Genomic DNA, 20,542 nt, shown 5'->3' on the forward strand with positions numbered 1-20,542 from the left:
GATGCTCTGTCACAAAACCGTCACAATCTGCGGTTACAATGATTTTCATGGAACGAGAAAAGATTCTCCTCCTCGTCGAAGACGACGCAGCGATCCGCGGGCTGCTTGTCCTCCACTTTCAAAGGGCAGGGTTTCGCGTGGTCGAGGCGGAAGATGTGCGCGGCGCGTTGCGCATCCTCGACCAGATCGTTCCCGATGTTGCGGTGATCGATTGGATGTTGCCCGACGTCGCCGGGATTACGCTCGTCGAACGGTTGCGCCACAGCGACCGGACGCGGCTGCTCCCGATCGTGCTGCTCACCGCGCGCGCCGGCGAAGCGGACAAGATCCGCGGTCTCGAGGGGGGCGCGGACGACTACGTCACCAAGCCCTTTTCGCCCCGCGAGCTCCTCGCGCGGGTGCGGGCGCTTCTGCGCCGCGCGCAGAGCGAGCCCGAAGGGGGGCCGGTGTCGTACGGCCGAATCGAACTGATTCCCGACCGGCGGGTGGTGCAGGTCGGCGGGCGATCCCAGACATTGGGACCGACCGAATTCCGCCTCCTCTACTTTCTCGCGACCCACCCCGAGCGGGTGTGGGACCGTGCGACGCTGCTCGATCGCGTTTGGGGAAACGACGCCGCGATCGAGGAGCGAACCGTCGACGTTCATGTCCGCCGGTTACGCTTGGCGCTTCGGCCGCTCAACGCGCACGAGATGGTCGAAACGGTGCGGGGCGTCGGCTACCGCCTCACCACCGAACGCGACGCTGCACAGTAACCGATGCGGGAGGGAATGGCGCCGCTCGCGATCGCCCTCACCCTGATCGGGGGCGTTGCGGCGTGGGCGGTTGCGCACGTCGACGGCCTTTTGGTAGTGGCGGCAGCAGTGGCGGCGTTCGGATGGTGGCAAACCGCGCGGCATTTGCGCGCTCAGAGCGAACGGCTCGCGCAACTCGAGCGGGAGGCGCGCGTCGGGCAAACGGGGGAAGCGAAAGAGGAGGATACATCAAGGCTCCTTGCGCTCCTCTCAAGGGTACCAGTAGGGCTGCTGTGGGTCCGCAAAGGTCGGGTTGATTGGGTGAACGGCAATGCCAGCCAAGGGTTGGCGATCGACCCGACCCGCCACCTGGGTCAGCCGGTCATCTGGTTTTTGCCCGATCCCCACTGCTGGCACGCGGTGACGACCAGCGCCGAGCGGAGCACGACGATCCGAGTCTCCCGCCACGGTCGGGAACGCGTCTGGCAGCTCAGGTGGTTCCCTGAAGGAGAAGCGGCCGATTCGGGGTTGTTGTGGCTCGCCGACATCAGCGACGAGGTTCAAGCGGCGAAGATGCGCGAGGAGCTTCTGGCGAACGTCTCGCACGAACTGCGCACGCCGCTCACGGTGCTGCTCGGGGGGTTGGAGACCGTGAATGAGCGTGACCTGCCGCTCGCGGCGGAGGAGCGGGACAAACTGCTTCTGCAGTGCGAAAGGGAAGCACGCCGGATGTTGCGGCTGGTCGATGACCTACTGCGTCTGGCCGAGCTCGAAGGGGGAGCGGCGCATGCCGCGGAGTGGCTCGATGTGGTGGCGTTGCTCGACGAGGCGGCGGAAGTTGCGCGCCACGCAGCGCCCCCCGGGTTGACGATCGCGGTGGAGCTTCCCGAGGAGCTCGCGACCGAGATTTACGGCATTGACGCGGAGATCGCGATGGCGCTGAGGAACCTCGTGACCAACGCGGTGCGCTACACCCCGCCCCCCGGCACGGTGACGCTTGGCGCCAAGGTCGACGGGGGGCATCTTGACCTCTTTGTCGCTGATACCGGGATCGGCATTCCGGAGGAGCACCTCCCGCGCCTGACGGAGCGTTTCTACCGCGTCGATCGGGCGCGGTCGCGGGCGAGCGGCGGCACCGGTCTGGGGTTGGCGATCGTGCGCCAGGTGGCCGATCGCCACGAGGCGACGCTGGAGATCACCAGCCGCGTGGGCGAGGGGAGCACTTTTCGGCTGCGCTTTCCCCGCGGCCGTTGGCGCGCGCAGAAGGGCTACAGCTCGGAAAAGGAGAACCAGAGGTAGTCGGCACCGCGCTCATACTGCTCCGAGAGGAGGAGCGAGCGAAGCGCGTTGCCCTCTCGGATCTCCCAATGGAGCGGCAGCTCATCCGCGACGAGGGGAACGACCAGCGTCGCGAGGGGGTCGAGATCGCCGCGGTTGCGGAGGAGGAGAAAGGCGGGCGACCACGGGTGAGGCTCTTTGCCGATGGGACTCCACGGCCGAGCGGCGATCGGTTGCAGGCGGTCGTAGGGAAAGCGCTCGATACCGACCCGCACCGTGCGATCGAAGCGTAGACGCCACCGCACCCGCGCGAGCACCGCACGGTTCTGCACGTTCGCTTCGTCCTGGTTGGGAACGACCACCACCAGCTGCTGCGGGGTCAGTGGGAGCTGCTCTTCATCCTCGTGGGGGTGCACCACCTGCCAGCCGTTTGCGCTTCGGTCCCACAGGCGCCAGAGCTCCTGGGTCTGCCAACGCGAGTGACTCCCCTCCTCAAGGTTGGAGCCAAAGAGGGAGATGCGCTGCGACCGCAGGTGCGAAGATTCAGTTACAGCAGCAAAACCGAACGAGCGGCCGGCAAGGAGGGCGTAGATACGCCCCCAGCTGCCGACGACCGCAATCGGTTCGAGATACCCCGTTTCGCGCGGCTGGCGCCGCTCTTTCGGTTTGTCGCGCAGCAGTTGCAGGAGCGTTTGCACCGCTTCGGGGGGGGTAGCGGGAACGTCTCCCTCAGCGCTCTCCCGCGTGAGCAAAGCGCTCAGGCGCGTCAAGCACGCCTCGCTATCGAGAAACCACGTTTCTGACTCGCGCGAGGGGTCGCGCAGTCGGGGCGGCGACCAGCTCTGGGGCGAGAAGCCGTAGCGGGACTCCTCGGGGGGGGTAACAAGCCAGCTTTGCGGGACGATCTGCAAAAAGGGGGCGCACGCGCCGATCAGGTCCGCAAGCGACCGCCACTTCGCTTCAGGATGGCGCGTCGGGTCGACGACGAAGAGGGCGACCACCCCGGCGATCCACTCGTGGGCGGAGGCTTTGCCGTCACGACTCAACGGCTCGTCGACCCGCTTCCAGAGGACCCGCCGCTCATGGGCGACCGTAAAGAGGCGGTAGAGGGCGTTCCAGAGCGCTTCGGGGATCGCAATTGCGTGTTGCCAAAACCAGAGAAAGGTCTGGTGGAACCCCCACGCAATCCGCTCGAACGCGACGGCGAGGTGGTGGCGTGAGCGGGAGTGGTTCGCGAGCTGCTCTGCGACCGCTTCGTAGAGGGCGATCTGGGTGGGCCAGAGGGGCCACCACCATTCGGGGTGGTTCGCGGTGAGGGTCACCGCGTGGTGGCGGAGCGTGTCGATGGCAGCTAGGAATGAACCAGGGTCAGTGGGTGAGGCGCTGCCGGAAAGAGAAGTGCCAGGAGGGGTGCGCAGGGTCTTTTCGAGCGCTTTGGCCCGCTCGATCAAGAGATTCCCCGCTTGCTGCGCCGAGCGGACCGCGCTCAATTCGGTGTGGAGCGTTTCGCGCCAACGGTCCGCGTCCCACATCGTCACTGCGCCCGTTTGCTGCCGTCGACCCATTGGTGGGTCAGAATGCCACCCACCCACATCGCGAGCAGCGTCACCCACGAGGTGAGGGAGAAGAGGGAGGCGCCGGTCACCCCTGCGCCCACCGCACAACCGCCCGCGAGGATGCCGCCAAATCCCATCAGCACAGCACCGGCAAGATAGCGCTTCATCGCGTGTCCGCCTTGGAATCCTTGCAATTCCAGTTCGCGATTGTGCCATGCGGCGAGAAAAGAACCCAGAAGCACCGCGGGGATAAAGAAGAAGTCAAAGTCGAGCGGCACTGTGGGGGTGGCGAGTACAGTCATCAAGACGTTTGCCGACGGCGTGGTGAAGGTGAGGCTGCGGACAGCTACCGGTTCGAAGGAGACGAGCGAGAGTTGGTAGGTGGCCACCCAAGCGACGACGATGATCAGCCCAGCGGCGATTGCATGGGCGATTTGCGCACGGGGGAGGCGCGAGCGAACTGCCCAGACGATCGCGGCAGCGAGCCAGAGCGCGGCAAAGGCGATCGCGAAGGGCCGTCCCCAGCCGAGGAGCGCGAGGAGGTCGCGGGCGGTGCCGCCGGGGATCGTCCATAGGCCGTTGAGCCATTCACGGAGCGGCGCCAAGATTCCGCCCGATGCCGCCTGGGCGGTCACTGCAAAGAGGAGACCAGAAAGGAGCGAGCGCAGGTTGCCAGTTCCGGCGAGGATCAACATGCGCGACGCGCAGCCCCGGGTGAGGATCATGCCGCAGCCGAACATCAGACCGCCGAGGATGGCCCCCGAGAGACTGCCGACGCTCGCGAGTTGCCGAACGTTGGCGGTGTCGAACCATCCCAGGGCGATCATGAGCTGGGTACCCATGACGGCGACCGAGAAGGTGATCAACCAGACTGTGGTCCGCTGCCCCCATTGACGTTCGGCAAATTCGATAGTGGCTGCGCGCAGGCAAAAGCGCGAGCGCTGGCCGGCATAGCCGAACCCGAGGCCAATAAGTGCCCCCAAAAAAGCCAGAATGTAAGGGGTTTCGAAGTGGTCGACAAGCCAAGAGATCATGGCGACACCCCCCAAGGATGGTGTCGCCATTATCGCACAGAAAGACGGCGAGTCAGGATAGAGGAAAATACTAAGAAGATAATGCGCGCCGAACGAGCTCGCTCACCTGTTGCGGGTTGGCTTTCCCTTTCGAAGCTTTCATCACCGCGCCGACGATCGCGTTCAACGCCTTCTCTTTGCCGGCGCGGAATTCAGCGACCGACTTGGGGTTGGCGGCGATCGCGTCACGCACGAGCTGCTCAAGGAGCCCGCTGTCACTCTCCTGGCGCAACTCGAGCGCCGTGATCAATTCGTCGGCGGAGCGGCGATCCCCGTCCCACCAGGCGGCGAGCAGCCGCTTGCCGCCGGTGGAGGAGAGGGTGCTGTCGGCAACCCGTTGCACCAGAACTGCGAGCTGTTCGGGGGTGATCGGGCAGGCGGCAAACGGCCGCTCCTCTTTGTTGAGCCGGCCGATCACTTCCACCAAAAGCCAGTTGGCGCACGGTTTAGCAAGCGCTGCCCCGGCGGCAGCCACCGCGGCGGTGAAGAAGTCGGCCAACGCCCGATCGCTCACGAGGAGCGCCGCGTCGCTCTCCGAGAGACCATAAGTAGCGACGAACCGCTCGGCAAGAGCATCCGGGAGCTCCGGGAGCGCCTCCCGTTCGCGGGCGATCCATTCGGCTGGGATCACGAGCGGCAAGAGGTCGGGGTCGGGGAAGTAGCGGTAGTCGTGCGCCTCCTCTTTGGTGCGCATCACCCGCGTCTCCCCTTTCGCCGGGTCAAAAAGGACGGTCGCCTGTTCGATTGCGCGCCCCGCTTCGAGCTCGTCGATCTGCCAGGCGATCTCGTATTCGATCGCCTGCTGGAGGAAGCGAAACGAGTTGAGGTTCTTGATTTCGCGCCGGGTGCCGAGTGCTGTGGCGCCGCGCGGCCGGACCGAGACGTTGGCGTCGACGCGAAACGACCCCTCCTGCATGTTGCCGTCGCAGATGCCGATCCAGCGAACGAGCGCGTGGAGCGCTTTGGCGTAGGCGACCGCTTCCGCGGCGCTACTCATCTCGGGTTCGGAGACGATCTCCAGCAGCGGGGTCCCGGCGCGGTTGAGGTCGATGCCGCTCATCCCGTGAAAGCTCTCGTGGAGGCTCTTGCCGGCATCCTCTTCGAGGTGGGCGCGGGTGAGACGAACCGTTTTGCGGGTGGCGTGTGCCCCTTCGCCGACGCGGAAGGTGATCGCCCCGCCGGCAACGACCGGCTGTTCGTACTGACTGATCTGGTACCCCTTGGGGAGGTCGGGGTAGAAGTAGTTCTTGCGGGCAAAAAGGCTCACGGGCGCAATCGTGCCCCCGACAGCGAGGCCAAAGCGGATCGCACAGGCGACCGCTTCGCGGTTGAGCACCGGCAGCGTCCCGGGAAGCGCCGCATCGACCCAACTCACCTGCCGGTTCGGTTCAGCACCAAAGCGGGTTGCAGCCCCCGAGAAGATCTTGCTTTGGGTGATGAGCTGGGTGTGGATCTCGAGCCCAATCACCGCCTCATAGCGACTCGTGTTCATCGGCTCTCTCCTTTACCGCGCTGCGATCGGGGGAAGGGCCCAGTGCCATTCGGTAACGCTCTGGTAGGCGTGCGTCGCCGCCAGGAGCTTCTGCTCGCCAAAGTGGGGGGCGATGAGCTGCGCGCCGATCGGCAGTCCTTGACCGTCAAAACCACACGGATGGGCGATCGCGGGGAGTCCCGCGAGGTTCACGCCGATCGTATAGATGTCGGCAAGGTACTCTTCGACCGGGTCGCTGCGCTCCCCGAGCCGCCACGCGGTGGTGGGGGTGACGGGGGTGAGGAGGAGGTCGCAGGTGGCAAAAGCGGCGCGGTAGTCGTCGGCAATGAGCCGACGCACCTGTTGCGCTTTGCGGTAGTAAGCGTCGTAGTAGCCGTGGGAGAGGACGTAGGTCCCCATGAGGATCCGTCGTTTGACCTCCCAGCCGAACCCTTCGGCGCGGGTGCGGGCGTACATCTCCAAGAGGTCGTCGCTTTGAGCGCGGTAACCATAGCGCACGCCGTCGTACCGGGCGAGATTGCTCGACGCCTCTGCTGGGGCGAGGACGTAGTAGGCAGGGATCGCAAGCTCAGCGCGGGGGAGCGCCACGTCCACCAGGGTCGCGCCGAGCGACTCATAGGTGCGGGCGGCGGCGAGCACTGCGTCGCGCACTGCTGGCTGGAGCCCCGCGGCGGTAAAGAACTCCTGCGGGAGGCCGATGCGCCAACCGGCGAGCGGCCGGCTCTTGGGGAGCGCCGCGAGTTGTGCCGGGTAGTCGGGGATCGGGACGTCGACAGATGTGGAGTCGCGGGGGTCGAACCCGGCGATTGCGGCTAGCAGCAGCGCACAATCTTCGGCGGTACGGGCAAAAAGACCCGCTTGGTCAAAGGAGGAGGCGTAGGCAATCATCCCCCAGCGGCTCACCAACCCGTAGGTCGGTTTGAGGCCGGTGACGCCGCAGTGGGCGGCGGGCTGTCGGACACTTCCGCCGGTGTCGGTGCCGGTTGCCGCCGGCGCGATCCCCGCAGCGACCGCTGCGGCTGAGCCGCCCGAGGAGCCGCCGGGGATCCGCTCAGGATCCCACGGGTTGCGGCAGGGGCCGAAGGCGCTGTGGCTGTTCGCTGACCCCATCGCGAATTCGTCGAGGTTGGTTTTGCCGATCGCGATCACCCCCGCACCGTTGAGTCGCTCGACGACCGTTGCGTCAAAAGGCGAGCGGTAGGCGGCGAGCATCCTTGAGGCCGCGGTGGTGGGGAGGTCGACGGTGCAGAAGAGATCCTTGTGGGCGATGGGGATTCCAGCCAGGGGCGACGCGCTGTCGGCAACGCGCGCCGCGACCTCGGCGCTGCGGGCGGCAACGCGCGCAGGCTCAGCCAGGGTGATGAAGGCGTTCAATTGCGGTTGCAGCGCTTCTGCCGCTTCACGCGCGGCCAGGGCCGCCTTTTCGGGGGTAGTCGTGCCGTCGGCAAAGGCGCGGGCGAGCGCCGCGACCGTCATCGGGTGTGAGGGACGCATCATTCGATGACCTTGGGAACGAGGTAGAGACCGTTTTCAGCAAGCGGCGCAATCGCCATCAACGCCTCCCGGCAGTCGGGTTCGGTGACGACATCGTCGCGCAGCCGCTGGGTGAGTTCAAGCGGATGGGCGAGCGGCTCGACCCCTTCGGTCGGCGCCTGTTGCAGGCGGTCAATCAGCGCAAAGACACCATCGAGTTCGTGCGCCATCTGCGCCGCTTCTGCGTCGGTGAGCGCGATGCGCGCAAGCGTTGCCAAACGCTTCATCGCTTCAGGGGTGAAGGACATAGTCTGCTCGATCCTATCCCATTCGGAAACCGGATAGGTTATCATAGCGCATTGGTTTTTGCGCAGCGCTCCGCGCCTCTTTGCTCAAGGAACACCCATGTTCGGCTTCTTACGCTCTTGGTTCTCGAATGATCTCGCGATCGACCTCGGGACGGCCAACACATTGATCTACATGCGCGGCCGCGGCATCGTACTCGACGAGCCGTCGGTGGTGGCGATCCGCATCGACCCCACGACGGGAAAGAAGACGATTCAGGCGGTGGGGAAGACGGCGAAAGAGATGCTCGGCAAGACCCCAGGGAATCTCCAGGCGATTCGCCCGATGAAGGATGGGGTGATCGCCGACTTTGTCGTCACCGAGCAGATGATCAAGCAGTTCATCAAGAAGGTCCACTCGTCGAAGCTGATCGCCCCGTCGCCGCGGATCATCATCTGTGTGCCGTGCGGTTCGACCCAGGTGGAGCGGCGGGCGATTCGCGACGCCGCGCTCGCGGCCGGCGCGAGCAAAGTCTACCTCATCGAAGAGCCGATGGCCGCGGCGATCGGCGCGGGGTTGCCCGTTGCCGAAGCAACGGGGTCGATGGTGGTCGATATCGGCGGGGGGACGACCGAAGTCGGGGTGATCGCGCTCGGTGGGATGGTCTATTCCGGTTCGATTCGGGTCGGCGGGGACAAATTCGACGACGCGATCGTCAATTACATTCGCCGCAATTACGGGATGTTGATCGGTGAGGCGACCGCCGAGACGATCAAGAAAGAGATCGGCACGGCTTTCCCTTCGGCGGAGGTGCTCGAGATCGAGGTGAAGGGGCGCAACCTTGCCGAAGGGATCCCGCGCGCCTTTACCGTTTCGTCGAACGAGGTGCGCGAGGCGCTCCAGGAGCCGCTCAATCAGATCGTCTCGGCGGTGAAGATCGCGCTCGAGCAGACGCCGCCTGAGCTGGGTGCCGATATCGCCGAGCGCGGCATTGTGCTGACTGGTGGGGGAGCGCTGTTGAAAGACATCGACCGCCTGATCCAGGAGGAGACGGGGCTACCGGTCTTCGTCGCCGACGACCCACTCACCTGTGTGGCGCGGGGGTGCGGCGCCGCGCTGGAGAAGGTCGACCTCGTCGATACGATCTTCACCCATGAGTGACTGTGGCTGATTCGGCTGCGCCGCATCTGAGCTTTCGCCGTTCGCTGTCGCTGACCACCCGGGCGTGGTTGGGAACGCTTTTGGCCCTCCTTCTGATGGTGGCCGACGCTCGTTTCGGTTGGCTCACGTCGTTGCGTGACGGCGTCTCCGTCCTGGTTCGCCCCTTCGTCGCCGTTGGCCAGTGGCCGGTGGCGTTGTGGGAGCGCTTTGAGCGCGCGACCCTCGACGTCGTTGCGCTCCAAAAGGAGAATAGCGAGCTCAAGCGCCAGCTCCAGATCCTCTCGGTCGAGCTGTGGCAGGGGGCAGAGGCGCGGCGGGAGAACGACCGTCTGCGCGCGCTCCTCTCTTTTCCGCCGCTGCCAGCGACGCGGGTGTTCCCCGTCCAGGTGCTCTACGACTCTCCCGACCCCTATTCGCGCCGGATCGTGATCGATCGGGGGAGCAACCACGGGATTCGCCCCGGTTTGGCCGTTGTCGCCGCCAAAGGGTTGGTGGGGCAGGTGACCCGCGTGCAGCCGCTCGTGAGCGAAGTGACGCTGATCACCCATGAGCGGATCAGGATTCCCGCGGTCGTAACACGGACCGGGATGCGGGGCATCCTGTGGGGGAGAAACGACGCCGAGCTGCAGTTGCGTGATGTCCTCGGCGAATGGGCGGTGGCGGAAGGGGATGAGGTGGTGACCTCTGGCCTGGACGGGCTTTTGCCGAGTGGCTTACCGGTGGGGCGTGTCTCCCGGATCGAGCGGGGCGAGGCGACGCCGCTCGTCTTTGTCGCGCCGTTCGACGCCGGCGAGCAGTGGCGGGCGCTCCTGGTTGTCGAGCGCATCGACGCCGAGGGGAGGTAAAAGCGGATGGAACAGCCGACCCACCGGTCGCGGGAACTCCTCGCGCCGCCCAGCCGCACCTGGCTGGGGGTGACGCTGCTTGCGTCGATCGCGCTCGACCTGGTTCCGCGCTTCGGGCCGGGATGGGGGCCGGAGGTGACGCTGCTCACCCTCACCTTCTGGGCGCTGCGTACGCCGATGTGGGCGGGAATCGGTCTGGCGCTCGCGGCGGGGGTGGCGATCGACGTTGGGCGCGGGGCGGTGCTGGGGCAGACGGCGCTCGCGGCGATCTGGGTGGTTTGGGGGGCACAGCGGTGGCGCAACCGCCTCCTCTGGTTCGGCCCGGTGGGGCAGGCGGCCCACCTCATCTGGCTCTGGGCTGCAGTGCTGCTCGCCCAGATGGCGGTGCGCTGGATTGTGGTCGGAGAGGGTGAACCGGTTACAGGCTACCTTTTGGCGCCGGTGTGGATGGCGCTCCTTTGGCCCCTCTGGTACCAGCTCCTCCTTTGGCCGCAGCGGCGGCATGTGGCGAAGAGTTAAGGCGGCGATGGCCTTCGCGATACTCACGCTCGATCAGCTGGTGCGCCGGACGCGCTGGCGGGCGCTCATCTGGGTCGTGGTGATGGTGGCCGGTTTTGCCGTCTTGTTGTGGCGGCTGCACCACCTGCAGATCGTGCAGCATGAACGGTTTGCGGTGTTGGCGGAGTCGAACCGCTTGGCGCTTGTTGCGATCCCGCCGCAACGGGGAGAGATCTTCGACCGCAACGGCAAGCCGCTCGCGCGCAACGAAGGGGTCTATGTGTTGGAGGTCACGCCCGCGTTCACCCCCGATCTCGAAGGGACGCTGGCGCGGCTGCAGACGCTGGTGGCGATCGAGCCCAACGAGTTGCGGTCGTTTCGCCGCCGGGTGCGGGAGCAGCGGGGACTGGGGAGCGTGCCGCTCAAGTGGCGGCTCTCCGACGAGGAGGCGGCGCGTGTTGCGGCCCACGCTTTTGCGTTGCCGGGGGTGCAGGTGGCGGTCCGGTCGATGCGCCACTACCCTTACGCCGAGGTGATGGCGCACGTCGTCGGTTACCTCGGGCGGATCAGCGAACGGGATCTGCAAGAGATCGATGCGCGCGATGAGTTGGGGCGGTACCGGGGCCTCGAGGTGATCGGGAAAGAGGGGGTCGAGGCGAGCCACGAGGGGGAGCTCGTCGGCTGGCCGGGGTGGGAGCAGCTCGAGGTCAATGCCGCAGGTCGTGCGGTGCGCCGCTTGGCATCAAACCCACCGCGCCCCGGGTTGGACGCGGTGCTGACGATCGACGTCGATTTTCAGGCGTTCGTCTATGAGCTGTTGCGCGACAAACGGGCGGCGTTCGTCGCGCTCGACCCCCGCGATGGGAGCGTGTTGGCGCTGGTGAGTACCCCGTCGTTCGATCCGAATCTCTTCGTCGCGGGGCTCTCGGCCGAGGAGTGGGGGGCGCTCATGAAAGATCCGGCGCGGCCGCTCCTCAACCGGCCGCTGCGCGGGACCTACCCGCCCGGGTCGACCTTCAAGCCCTTTATGGCGCTTCTGGGGCTCGAGAGCAAGGCGCGCACGGTGGCGCAACGGTTCAACCATCAGGGGGCGTTCCAAATTGGCGCGCAGGAGCTCTACGACCGCAAAGCGAGCTGTCAAAGCGGGGTCGACCTCATTCGCGCGCTGACCTACTCGTGCAATGTCTATTTCTACCAATTGGGGGTCGATCTCGGGATCGACGCGATCAGCTCCTTCATGACCCGTTTCGGTTTTGGCCAGCCGACCGGCATCGATCTCCCGCAGGAGGCGGCAGGGGTCCTACCGTCGCGCGCGTGGAAGCGCGGCCACTTCAAGCGGCAGCGTGATCAGCAGTGGTTCACCGGCGAGACAGTCTCGGTGGCGATCGGCCAGGGGTACAGCAGCTACACGCCGCTCCAGATGGCGAACGCTTTGATGATTCTGGTGAATGGCGGATTGGGCCCGATCCCGCACGTCGTCGACCATTTTCGCGATCGCACGCGGGGTGAGATCGTTCCGGTGACCCGCCCGCCCGCCCGCTTCGTGCCGCTCTCCCCCGCCCACGTCGAGGCGGTATTGACGGGGATGCGGGAGGCGGTGCGGGTGGGTACTGCGGCGAAGGCTTTTGCCGGTGCGCCGTACCGCGCCGGCGGGAAGACCGGAACGGCGCAGGTGGTGTCGACGCAGCGGGCGCGGCGCCACGATCCGGATGACGCCGACGATCGCGACCACGCGTGGTTCCTTGCCTTTGCGCCGGTGGAGGATCCGCGGATCGTCGCAGCGCTGATCGTCGAAAATGGCGGCTTTGGCGGGGCGGTCGCGGCGCCCTTGATGCGGGTGATTTTCGACCGCTTTTTCGGGGTGGCGCCGAAACCGACGTGGGAGACGGCGCAATGAGGTGGGGGGGATGGCAGACGCTTCTGGTGCGCTGGGATCCGCTGCTGCTGCTGATCCTTGTGGGAATCTTCACCTTTTCCCATTGGGTGATGACGAGCGCCTCGCCAGAACGGCTCGACGACCAGCTCCTCCATCAGGGGTTGGCGCTTGCGGCGCTGCTCGTTGCGGCGCTGATCCCGTTTCGCTGGTGGCTTGCGCTTTCGCCTCTCCTCTATTTGGGCGGCCTGCTTGCGCTGGTGTTGGTCCTGATGGTGGGGGTGACGGCGAAAGGGGCGACGCGCTGGCTCGATTTGGGGGTGGCGCGGGTGCAGCCTTCGGAGTTGATGAAGCTGGCGGTACCGCTTTTCGTTGCCGCCTATTTCCATTGGCGGCAGGGGGTATTGCGCTGGTGGGACCATCTGGTGGCGCTCCTCTGGGTGGTGATGCCGACGCTGCTCATTCTGAAGCAGCCCGATCTCGGGACTGCGATCATGGTGGGGGTGATCGGCGGGTGCGTCCTCTTCTTCGCTGGGCTGAGCTGGCGGGTGATCCTGCCGCTCTCTGCGGTTGCCGCGGTCGCCATTGCCGCCTTCATCCATTACGGTGCGGCGTGGTGCGCGCCCGAGGTCCAATGGCCTGGATTGCACGACTATCAGAAAGGGCGAATCTGCACGCTGCTCGACCCCGAGCGCGATCCGTTGGGAAAGGGGTTTCACACGATCCAGGCAGCGATCGCGATCGGCTCGGGCGGTTTTTGGGGGAAGGGCCTTGGCCAGGGAACGCAGGCGCAACTGGCGTTCATCCCGGAACGGCACACCGATTTCATCCTTGCGGTGATCGCCGAAGAGCTGGGATTTGTCGGGGTGAGCGGGCTCTTTGCGGGTTATTTTCTCCTGTTGTTGCGTCTTTTGGCGCTCGCGCTCCGGTCGGGGTTGTGGGCTGGGCAGCTCTTTGGCGGCGCTGCGGTTGCGGCGATCTTCATCTATACTTGGGTCAACGCCGCGATGGTGATGGGCATTGCCCCCGTCGTGGGGGTGCCGTTGCCGTTTGTGAGCTATGGTGGGACGGCGCTCATGAGCCTCTGTTTGATGGTCGGGGTGGTTGCGAGTGCTGCGGCAGAGCGGCCGTTGTCTGGGGGACGACGATGAGACGCTGGCGAGCGGTTCTGAGTCTGGTGGTCGCTTCAGGCGTTCTTGCGGCGTGCGGGTCGCCTCGCGTCAAGAGTGAGACACGTGAACCTCAACCCAGCGCTAGCCGAGGGGTTGAGCCGCGGGTGGAGCCGCTGCGGCCGGCGAACGCCCGCCCCTATACGGTGCTGGGGCGCACCTATTTTCCGATGTCCGATTTTGCCCCCTACTGGGAAGAGGGGGTGGCGTCGTGGTACGGTCGGGATTTCCACGGTAAGCCCACGGCAAGCGGCGAGTCCTACAACATGTTCGCGATGACTGCGGCGCACAAGACGTTGCCGATCCCCAGTTACGCCCGAGTCACCAATCTGGCGAACGGCCGTCAGGTGGTGGTGCGGGTCAACGACCGCGGGCCGTTTGTCGACGGGCGGTTGATCGACCTCTCGTTTGCTGCAGCGCAGGAGCTCGGTTTTGCCAACCAGGGGACGACGCCGGTGCGGGTGGAGCTGATCCTCCCCGAGGAGATCCGCGCCGCCGAGCGGGAGCGGCGGTCGCTCGTCGCGCAAGCGGCGCCAAGCGCGCTATCCGACGCCGAGCGCCTCGGTTCGGTGCAGGGTGGCGAACCGATGGTGGCTTCGCTCGCGAGCGCGCAGCAGAGCGAGCGCTTGGCGCCCGCTGTGGCGGAGCCTCCGTCGCCGCTTGCGGCCAACGCCCCTTCGCCGCTTCCCCGCAGTGCTTTTTACCTGCAGCTCGGGGCGTTTGCCCAACCCGACAACGCGGAGAGCTTCGTCGCCCATCTGCGATCGCAATTTCCGGAGATGCCGTTGCGCATCCACGTCCAGGGGGCGCTGGCCCGCGTCGTCGCCGGGCCTTACCGCGATGCAACGGTGGCACAACTTGCGGCAGAGCAGCTCAATGCCCAATTTGGCCGGATGCCGCTCGTGGTTTCGGGGAGTCGTTTGGGGCTCATGCCCTGACAACGGGAAGAAAAGCGGGTACACTTCGCGTTTGTCGTTTGGCACAGGAGCGAGAGAGCGTGAACAGACGGTGGGGTGGGTGGCTCGTCAGCCTCTTTTTCGCGGCGTCAGTGTGGGCGCAGACGCCGACCGTTTCGTTGCCTGCGAAAGAGTGGCTGCTGCTCGATTTTGCCACCGGCGAGGTGCTTGCCGAGCAGGGGGCCGATGAAGCGGCGGAGCCGGCGTCGATTACCAAGGTGATGACCGCTTACCTCGTCTTCGAGGCGCTCGCCGATGGGCGGCTGCAATGGGAGCAGCGCGTACCGGTGTCGCAAAAGGCGTGGAAGATGGGGGGGTCGCGGATGTTCATCGAGCCGCGCAATCAGCCGACCGTTGCCGAGCTGCTGCGGGGCATGATCATCGCCTCCGGTAACGATGCGACGGTGGCGCTCGCCGAGGCGGTTGCCGGCACTGAGGAGGCGTTCGTCGCGAAGATGAACGCCACCGCTGCGCGATTGGGGATGACCCGTACCCATTTCACCGACGCCTCCGGCTGGCCCCACCCCGACCACAAGACGACGGCACGCGATCTCGCGATCCTCGCCCAAGCGCTCATTCGCGACTTTCCCAAAGAGTATGCGCTCTTCAAAGAGAAGGAGTTCGTCTACAACGGCATCCGCCAGCCGAACCGCAACCGGCTGCTGTGGCTCGACCCGACTGTCGATGGGATCAAAACCGGTCATACCGCTAGCGCCGGGTACTGCCTGCTCGCTTCAGCGGAGCGCGACGGCAGGCGGTTGATCGCGGTGACCCTGGGGAGTGATTCCGACGCGCAGCGGGCCGAGGCGTCGTTGAAGCTTCTCAACTACGGCTTTGCCAACTTCGCCCATTTTCCCGTTGCCGAGGCGAAAAAACCGGTCGCGACGCTCCGGGTGTGGCAGGGAGTGCGCTCTGAGGTGGCGGTGGGATCAGAAAAGGCGTTGGTGGTGACGCTGCCGCGCGAAGAGGTGAGTAAAGCGCGCGTCCAGTTTGTCGGGCAGGAGCCGCTGATCGCCCCGGTTGCGGCGGGCCAGCAGGTGGGGCGGATCGAGATCGTCGTCGATGGCGAAGTGCGGCGCTCGCTCCCGGTGGTCGCGCTCGAGGCGGTCGAACAGGCGGGGTGGTGGGGGCGGACCGTCGACGCGTTCCAACTCTGGTGGCGGCGGCTTTTCCCGGCGAAGTGAAGGGTGTGTGGGTTTGAGTGACCAAGGGCTTCCTTTCGCCGATCCGCTTCCCAACGGGTGGGAGGAGCTCTGCGCCGCGACCTGGTGGGGGCGCGTCCCCTACGCAGCGATCTGGGCGAGGATGCAGCGCTACACAGAAGAGCGGAGCGACACTTCGTGCGACTGGTTGTGGTGCGTCGAGCACGATCCGGTCTACACACTCGGGCTTGCCGGGCGCGAAAGCCATCTCACGCCGGCGGCTCGCGACTATGCCCCCGTGGTGCGCTGCGACCGCGGGGGGCAGGTGACGTGGCACGGTCCGGGGCAGTTGGTGGTCTATACCCTGTGGGACCTACGGCGGCGCAACCTCTCGGTTCGGGGGATGGTGGCGCTCCTCGAGGAGGCGGTGATTGCGCTCCTTGCCCGCCATGGGATTACTGGCGAACGGAAGAGCGGCGCGCCGGGGGTCTATGTTGCCGGGGCGAAGATCGCGTCGCTCGGCCTCAAGGTCCGGCGCGGTTGCGCCTATCACGGGGTGAGCCTCAACATCACCAACGACCTCGCCCCGTTTCGCGCGATCGACCCGTGCGGTTACCCGGGGCTACCGGTGACCCGCACCGCCGACTGGGGGTGGGCGCCGACCTTGGAAGCCGCGGCGCGCGAGTTGGCGAACGATCTTCCCGGGCGATGGCAGTGGCAGCAGCCCCCCGCGGTCGCGTGACGGCGGGAAGAGAATGGCAAAAGGGATAGAAGATGGCGCTTGAACCAGGGGTGAAGTTGCGTAGTGGCGCGAAGACCGCGCGCATTCCGGTCAAAATTGTTCCGAAAACCAAACTGGCGAAACCGGAGTGGATCCGTACCCGGCTGCCGGCGGGAGGGGCGCTCGAGCAGTTTCACCGCGTCAAAGAGATTCTGCGCGCGCAAGGGCTCCATACCGTGTGCGAAGAGGCGAGCTGTCCCAACATCCACGAATGTTTCGGCAAAGGGACCGCGACCTTCATGATTTTGGGCGACATCTGCACCCGGCGCTGCCCTTTTTGCGACGTCGCCCACGGCCGTCCGCTCCCCCCTGACCCCGACGAGCCGAAGCGGGTCGCGACGACCGTCGCGGCGCTCAACCTCCGCTACGTGGTGATCACCAGCGTCGATCGCGACGACCTTCCCGACGGTGGGGCGGAGCAGTTCGTTCAGACGATCGCGGCGATTCGCGCTCTGTCGCCCGCTACCCGGATCGAAGTGCTCGTCCCCGACTTTCGCGGCCGCCTGGAGCGGGCGCTCGACCGTTTTGCCGCGGCGCTTCCCGACGTCCTCAACCACAACCTCGAGACGGTGCCGCGCCTCTACCGTGCCGCGCGGCCGGGGGCCGACTACGCCCACTCGCTGCGGCTCCTTGCCGAATTCAAGGCGCGCTACCCCGAGGTGGTGACCAAGTCGGGGTTGATGGTGGGGTTGGGCGAGCGCGACGACGAGATCCTTGCGGTGCTCCAAGATCTTCGCGACCACCAGTGTGAGATGGTGACGATCGGTCAATACCTCCAGCCCTCCCCGGGCCATCTCCCGGTGGAGCGGTTCGTCTCTCCCGAGACCTTTGCCGCCTGGGAGCGTGCGGCGTTGGCGATGGGGTTTCTCCATGCGGCGTGCGGTCCGATGGTCCGTTCCTCCTACTGGGCCGATCGCCAGGCGGCAGAGGCGGGGGTGGTGAAGAGCGTCGCCGGAGGAGCCGCGTGAGGCTCGATACGCTCAACCCCACACAGCAGGAGGCGGTGCGGGCGCTCGACGGCCCTTGCCTCGTGCTTGCCGGTGCGGGGAGCGGCAAGACGCGGGTGATCACCCACAAGATCGCCTATCTGATCGCAGAGGCGGGACTTTCCCCGCGCCACATTGCGGCGATCACCTTCACCAACAAGGCGGCGCGTGAGATGGCCGAACGGGTTGCGGCGCTCATGGGCGGCCGTTCTGCACCGGGACTCACCGTGTGTACCTTTCACGCGCTCGGGGTGCGGATCCTCCGCGAGGAGAGCGCGCGGCTCGGTTTGAAACCGCGCTTTTCGATCCTCGACCCGACCGACGCGCTGACGGTGCTTGGGGAACTCCTCAAGGAGGCCGACCGCGGCTGGCTCAAAGCGGTGCAGGGGCAGATCTCCCAGTGGAAAAACCAGGGGGTGGTGCCGGACGAGGCCGAACAGCTCGCCCAAGACGACCTCGCCCTTCAGGCCGCCAAGGTCTATCGCGACTACGAGCGGGCGCTGGCCGCGTACCATGCGGTCGACTTCGACGATCTGATCTTGAAACCCCTCCTGCTCTTCGAGCGCGATCGGGAAGCGCGGGAGGTGTGGCAGCGGCGGCTCCGCTATCTGCTCATTGACGAATATCAGGATACCAACCGCACCCAGTATCGGCTGCTCAAGGCTTTGGCGGGGGTGCGCGGGGCGTTTACCGCGGTGGGGGACGACGATCAAGCGATCTACGCCTGGCGCGGCGCCGACGTCGAGAATCTGCGCCTCCTGCAGCAGGACTACCCGCAGTTGCGGGTGATCAAGCTCGAGCAGAACTACCGCAGTACCCGCACGATTCTGAACGCCGCCAACCGCCTGATCGCCCACAACGACAAACTCTTCACCAAGCGGCTCTGGTCGCACCACGGGCAGGGGCAACCGATCGTCGTGCGGCTGTGTCGCGACCCGGAAGCGGAAGCGGAGTGGGTCGTCGCCCAGATCGACGCCAAGCGCTTTGAATTGCAGGGGCGGTGGCGCGACTTTGCGATCCTCTACCGCGGCAACCACCAGGCGCGCCTCTTTGAGCAGGCGCTGCGCGCCCACCGCATCCCCTACGTGATCTCCGGCGGCGGCTCCTTTTTCGATCGCACCGAGATTCGCGACGCGATGAGCTACCTGCGGCTCCTCTTGAATGAGGACGACGATCCAGCCTTTGTCCGTGCGATCACCACGCCGCGGCGCGGAGTCGGCGCATCGAGCCTCGAGGCGCTCTCCCGCTACGCTGGGACGCGCCACCTGAGCCTCTTCGCCGCGCTCTTCGAGACGGGGGCAGAAGCGCACGTTCCCGCGGCGCCTCTTGCCGCGATGCGCGAATTTGCCACCTTCATCAACCGCTTTCGCTACCGCGCCGAGCGGGAGCCCGCAGGGCGCGTTGCGCGCGAACTCTTCGCCGCGGTGGCGCTCGCGGACCATTATCTTGCGACGCTCGATCCTCGCGACGCGAAGCAGCGCACCGAGTCGCTCGACGATTTCCTCGCGTGGATCGAGCGCAAAGGGGAGGCCGATGGGGTCACCCTTTTGGAGGTGGTGCAGACGATCGCGCTGATCGCGCGGCTTGAGCGCGACGACGAGACGCCCGACGCGGTGCAGCTCGCGACGCTTCACGCGGCCAAAGGGCTTGAATTCCCCCACGTCTTTCTCGTCGGGGTGGAAGAGGGGGTGTTGCCCCACCAGTCGAGCATCGACGCCGGGAGCGTCGACGAGGAGCGCCGCTTGATGTATGTCGGGATCACGCGGGCGCAGCGGACGCTCACCATCACCTACTGCGAAAAGCGGCGGGAGGGGAAAGAGTGGCGTTCGTGCGAACCCTCGCGTTTTTTGCGCGAAATGGGGGAAGAAGGGGTAGAAGTCAAGGGGCGCGACGCGCCGCTTCCCAAAGCCGAGGCACAAGCGCGCTTAGCGCAGCTGCGCGCGCTCTTGAACCGCGCGCCCGAAGGGGCGACCCCCTAGGCATGCGCCCATGAGCCGCCCCCCTGAGAACCGGCATTGGGGCGAAGGAGGAGAGGGCGCGGCGGTTATGCTACCGAGAGAGCGTTATTCCACCGGTGGCTCGGTAAAGCCTGCGCCTGCCTGGTTCGCGAGATAGGCGACCGCCCGTTTGATCTCAACGTCGGTGAGGTCGGCCGCGCCCCCTTTCGGCGGCATCTGGCCGATGCCGTTCGTCGCGCTTTGGACGAGGGCGTCAAACCCTTTTGCGATGCGCGGGCCCCACGCCGCCGTGTCGCCGGTTTTGGGACTCCCCAATGCGCCACTTTCGTGGCAACTTTTGCACACCGCCTGGTAGATCTGCTCACCGGTCCGTTTCCCGGGTTCGACCGTCTGGAATTTGAGGTTGAGTTGCGCAACCGGCAAAATCGCTGCGAGGGTGGCGTTCTCATCCCCTTTCTGTTCCTGCGAACAGCCGGCGATTACGGTGACTGCCCCCAAGGTAAGCAGCAGGCGAAGCGAGGTGTTCATCATGGGCTCCTGACGCGATGGTTTGGCAACGATTATAACGCAAGGGGCTACGCACTTGAATGAATTCGTGCTATCATGCGCGCTTCAACCCTCAGGCGCCTGTAGCTCAGTGGATAGAGCGTTGGCCTCCGAAGCCAAAGGTCGCAGGTTCGATTCCTGCCAGGCGCGCCATCGTCTGATCGTCGCCGTCACCGGGGCATCGGGCGCGATCCTCGCCGAACGCTTTCTCCTGCGCGCCCGCGAAATCGCCGCCGTTGAGCTCCACTTGATTCTCTCTCCCGCGGCGCTGCTGACCGCCCAGCTCGAACTCGGCAAGAAAAAAAGGGAGTGGGCGGCACTTGCCGACCGGTGCTACCGCTTTGATGACCTCGCCGCAGCGCCCGCAAGCGGCTCGTTTCCGGCGCTCGGGATGGTGATTGTCCCGTGCAGCATGAAGACGCTCGCGGCGGTCGCGCACGGCTTTTCCGACAACCTCATCACCCGCGCCGCCGAGGTGACCCTCAAGGAGCGCCGGCGGTTGGTGCTCGCGGTGCGCGAAACGCCGCTTTCGCTCGTGCATCTGCGCAACATGACGCAAGTGACCGAAGCGGGGGCGGTGGTGATGCCGCCGGTTCCGGCCTTTTACGCTGGGGTGACGACGATCGCGGAGGCGGCTGACCAGTTCGCGTACCGCATCCTCGCCCTCTTCGGCTGGGACCACCCGCAGGCGGTGCGCTGGTCGGGGCCCAACGAAAGGCCCAGCGAGGGGTAGCGC

Annotated in this window: 19 protein-coding genes and 1 tRNA gene; 14 read left to right on the forward strand and 6 right to left on the reverse strand. The window is 66.0% G+C overall.

The genetic code is table 11. The annotated features are described in order from the left end of the window. Window positions 1-47: 47 nt before the first annotated feature. Together ACYQ6T_RS04755 and ACYQ6T_RS04760 are read left to right on the forward strand one after the other, a co-directional pair. Window positions 48-755, forward strand: coding sequence for a response regulator (locus tag ACYQ6T_RS04755; RefSeq protein WP_459828347.1), 708 nt, complete (start codon window positions 48-50; stop codon window positions 753-755). Window positions 756-770: 15 nt separating this feature from the next. Continuing rightward, on the forward strand, window positions 771-2,033 hold the full coding sequence (locus tag ACYQ6T_RS04760) for an ATP-binding protein (protein ID WP_459828349.1): 1,263 nt from the start codon (window positions 771-773) through the stop codon (window positions 2,031-2,033). On the opposite strand, the gene ACYQ6T_RS04765 is transcribed toward ACYQ6T_RS04760, so the two are convergent. The 5 genes from ACYQ6T_RS04765 to gatC all read right to left on the reverse strand — a co-directional run bounded on the left by ACYQ6T_RS04765 (window position 2,003) and on the right by gatC (window position 7,914). Further along, window positions 2,003-3,577, reverse strand: coding sequence for a hypothetical protein (locus tag ACYQ6T_RS04765; protein WP_459828351.1), 1,575 nt, complete (start codon window positions 3,575-3,577; stop codon window positions 2,003-2,005). The genes ACYQ6T_RS04760 and ACYQ6T_RS04765 overlap by 31 nt on opposite strands. After that, on the reverse strand, window positions 3,547-4,602 hold the full coding sequence (locus tag ACYQ6T_RS04770; protein WP_459828352.1) for a YeeE/YedE family protein: 1,056 nt from the start codon (window positions 4,600-4,602) through the stop codon (window positions 3,547-3,549). Before ACYQ6T_RS04770 ends, ACYQ6T_RS04765 begins: the two co-directional genes overlap by 31 nt. A gap of 70 nt (window positions 4,603-4,672) precedes the next feature. Then, a complete protein-coding gene (gene gatB / locus ACYQ6T_RS04775) occupies window positions 4,673-6,133 on the reverse strand; it encodes an Asp-tRNA(Asn)/Glu-tRNA(Gln) amidotransferase subunit GatB (protein ID WP_459828354.1) in 1,461 nt (486 codons plus the stop codon). Window positions 6,134-6,145: 12 nt separating this feature from the next. Continuing rightward, window positions 6,146-7,630: an Asp-tRNA(Asn)/Glu-tRNA(Gln) amidotransferase subunit GatA gene (gene gatA / locus ACYQ6T_RS04780; protein ID WP_459828356.1), complete on the reverse strand. Its 1,485-nt coding sequence runs from the start codon at window positions 7,628-7,630 to the stop codon at window positions 6,146-6,148. Further along, window positions 7,627-7,914 carry an Asp-tRNA(Asn)/Glu-tRNA(Gln) amidotransferase subunit GatC gene (gene gatC / locus ACYQ6T_RS04785; RefSeq protein WP_459828358.1) on the reverse strand — a complete coding sequence of 96 codons (288 nt, stop codon included), beginning with the start codon at window positions 7,912-7,914 and terminating at the stop codon, window positions 7,627-7,629. Before gatC ends, gatA begins: the two co-directional genes overlap by 4 nt. Before the next feature lie 97 nt (window positions 7,915-8,011). Between gatC and ACYQ6T_RS04790 the strand changes: the two genes are divergently transcribed. Genes ACYQ6T_RS04790 through ACYQ6T_RS04835 form a run of 10 tightly spaced genes read left to right on the forward strand, consistent with a single transcriptional unit; the run spans window position 8,012 to window position 19,281 of the window. Then, the gene (locus tag ACYQ6T_RS04790; RefSeq protein WP_459828360.1) at window positions 8,012-9,052 is read left to right on the forward strand and encodes a rod shape-determining protein; all 1,041 of its coding nucleotides are present in this window, start codon (window positions 8,012-8,014) and stop codon (window positions 9,050-9,052) included. 2 nt (window positions 9,053-9,054) lie between these two features. Next, window positions 9,055-9,897, forward strand: coding sequence for a rod shape-determining protein MreC (mreC, locus tag ACYQ6T_RS04795; RefSeq protein WP_459828362.1), 843 nt, complete (start codon window positions 9,055-9,057; stop codon window positions 9,895-9,897). Window positions 9,898-9,903: 6 nt separating this feature from the next. Next, window positions 9,904-10,416, forward strand: a complete 513-nt coding sequence (mreD, locus tag ACYQ6T_RS04800; protein ID WP_459828363.1) for a rod shape-determining protein MreD — start codon at window positions 9,904-9,906, stop codon at window positions 10,414-10,416. Between the two features lie 7 nt (window positions 10,417-10,423). After that, window positions 10,424-12,292: a penicillin-binding protein 2 gene (mrdA, locus tag ACYQ6T_RS04805; RefSeq protein WP_459828365.1), complete on the forward strand. Its 1,869-nt coding sequence runs from the start codon at window positions 10,424-10,426 to the stop codon at window positions 12,290-12,292. After that, window positions 12,289-13,419 carry a rod shape-determining protein RodA gene (rodA, locus tag ACYQ6T_RS04810; RefSeq protein ID WP_459828367.1) on the forward strand — a complete coding sequence of 377 codons (1,131 nt, stop codon included), beginning with the start codon at window positions 12,289-12,291 and terminating at the stop codon, window positions 13,417-13,419. The genes mrdA and rodA overlap by 4 nt, the downstream gene beginning before the upstream one ends. Beyond that, window positions 13,416-14,375, forward strand: coding sequence for a septal ring lytic transglycosylase RlpA family protein (locus ACYQ6T_RS04815; RefSeq protein ID WP_459828369.1), 960 nt, complete (start codon window positions 13,416-13,418; stop codon window positions 14,373-14,375). The genes rodA and ACYQ6T_RS04815 overlap by 4 nt, the downstream gene beginning before the upstream one ends. A gap of 59 nt (window positions 14,376-14,434) precedes the next feature. Then, complete coding sequence (locus ACYQ6T_RS04820) at window positions 14,435-15,577, forward strand: D-alanyl-D-alanine carboxypeptidase family protein (RefSeq protein WP_459828371.1); 1,143 nt, start codon at window positions 14,435-14,437, stop codon at window positions 15,575-15,577. A gap of 13 nt (window positions 15,578-15,590) precedes the next feature. Beyond that, the gene (lipB, locus tag ACYQ6T_RS04825) at window positions 15,591-16,277 is read left to right on the forward strand and encodes a lipoyl(octanoyl) transferase LipB (protein ID WP_459828373.1); all 687 of its coding nucleotides are present in this window, start codon (window positions 15,591-15,593) and stop codon (window positions 16,275-16,277) included. Between the two features lie 32 nt (window positions 16,278-16,309). After that, on the forward strand, window positions 16,310-17,284 hold the full coding sequence (gene lipA / locus ACYQ6T_RS04830; RefSeq protein ID WP_459828375.1) for a lipoyl synthase: 975 nt from the start codon (window positions 16,310-16,312) through the stop codon (window positions 17,282-17,284). Further along, window positions 17,281-19,281, forward strand: a complete 2,001-nt coding sequence (locus ACYQ6T_RS04835; protein ID WP_459828377.1) for a UvrD-helicase domain-containing protein — start codon at window positions 17,281-17,283, stop codon at window positions 19,279-19,281. Before lipA ends, ACYQ6T_RS04835 begins: the two co-directional genes overlap by 4 nt. Window positions 19,282-19,365: 84 nt before the next feature. On the opposite strand, the gene ACYQ6T_RS04840 is transcribed toward ACYQ6T_RS04835, so the two are convergent. Beyond that, a complete protein-coding gene (locus tag ACYQ6T_RS04840) occupies window positions 19,366-19,788 on the reverse strand; it encodes a c-type cytochrome (protein ID WP_459828379.1) in 423 nt (140 codons plus the stop codon). A 95-nt stretch (window positions 19,789-19,883) separates the two neighbouring features. Here ACYQ6T_RS04840 and ACYQ6T_RS04845 point away from each other — a divergent pair. Both ACYQ6T_RS04845 and ACYQ6T_RS04850 read left to right on the forward strand, forming a co-directional pair. Next, window positions 19,884-19,959 (forward strand) — tRNA-Arg (locus ACYQ6T_RS04845). Beyond that, window positions 19,910-20,539 carry a UbiX family flavin prenyltransferase gene (locus ACYQ6T_RS04850; protein ID WP_459828448.1) on the forward strand — a complete coding sequence of 210 codons (630 nt, stop codon included), beginning with the start codon at window positions 19,910-19,912 and terminating at the stop codon, window positions 20,537-20,539. The genes ACYQ6T_RS04845 and ACYQ6T_RS04850 overlap by 50 nt, the downstream gene beginning before the upstream one ends. Window positions 20,540-20,542 lie beyond the last annotated feature (3 nt).

This window comes from Hydrogenophilus islandicus, from assembly GCF_054657095.1.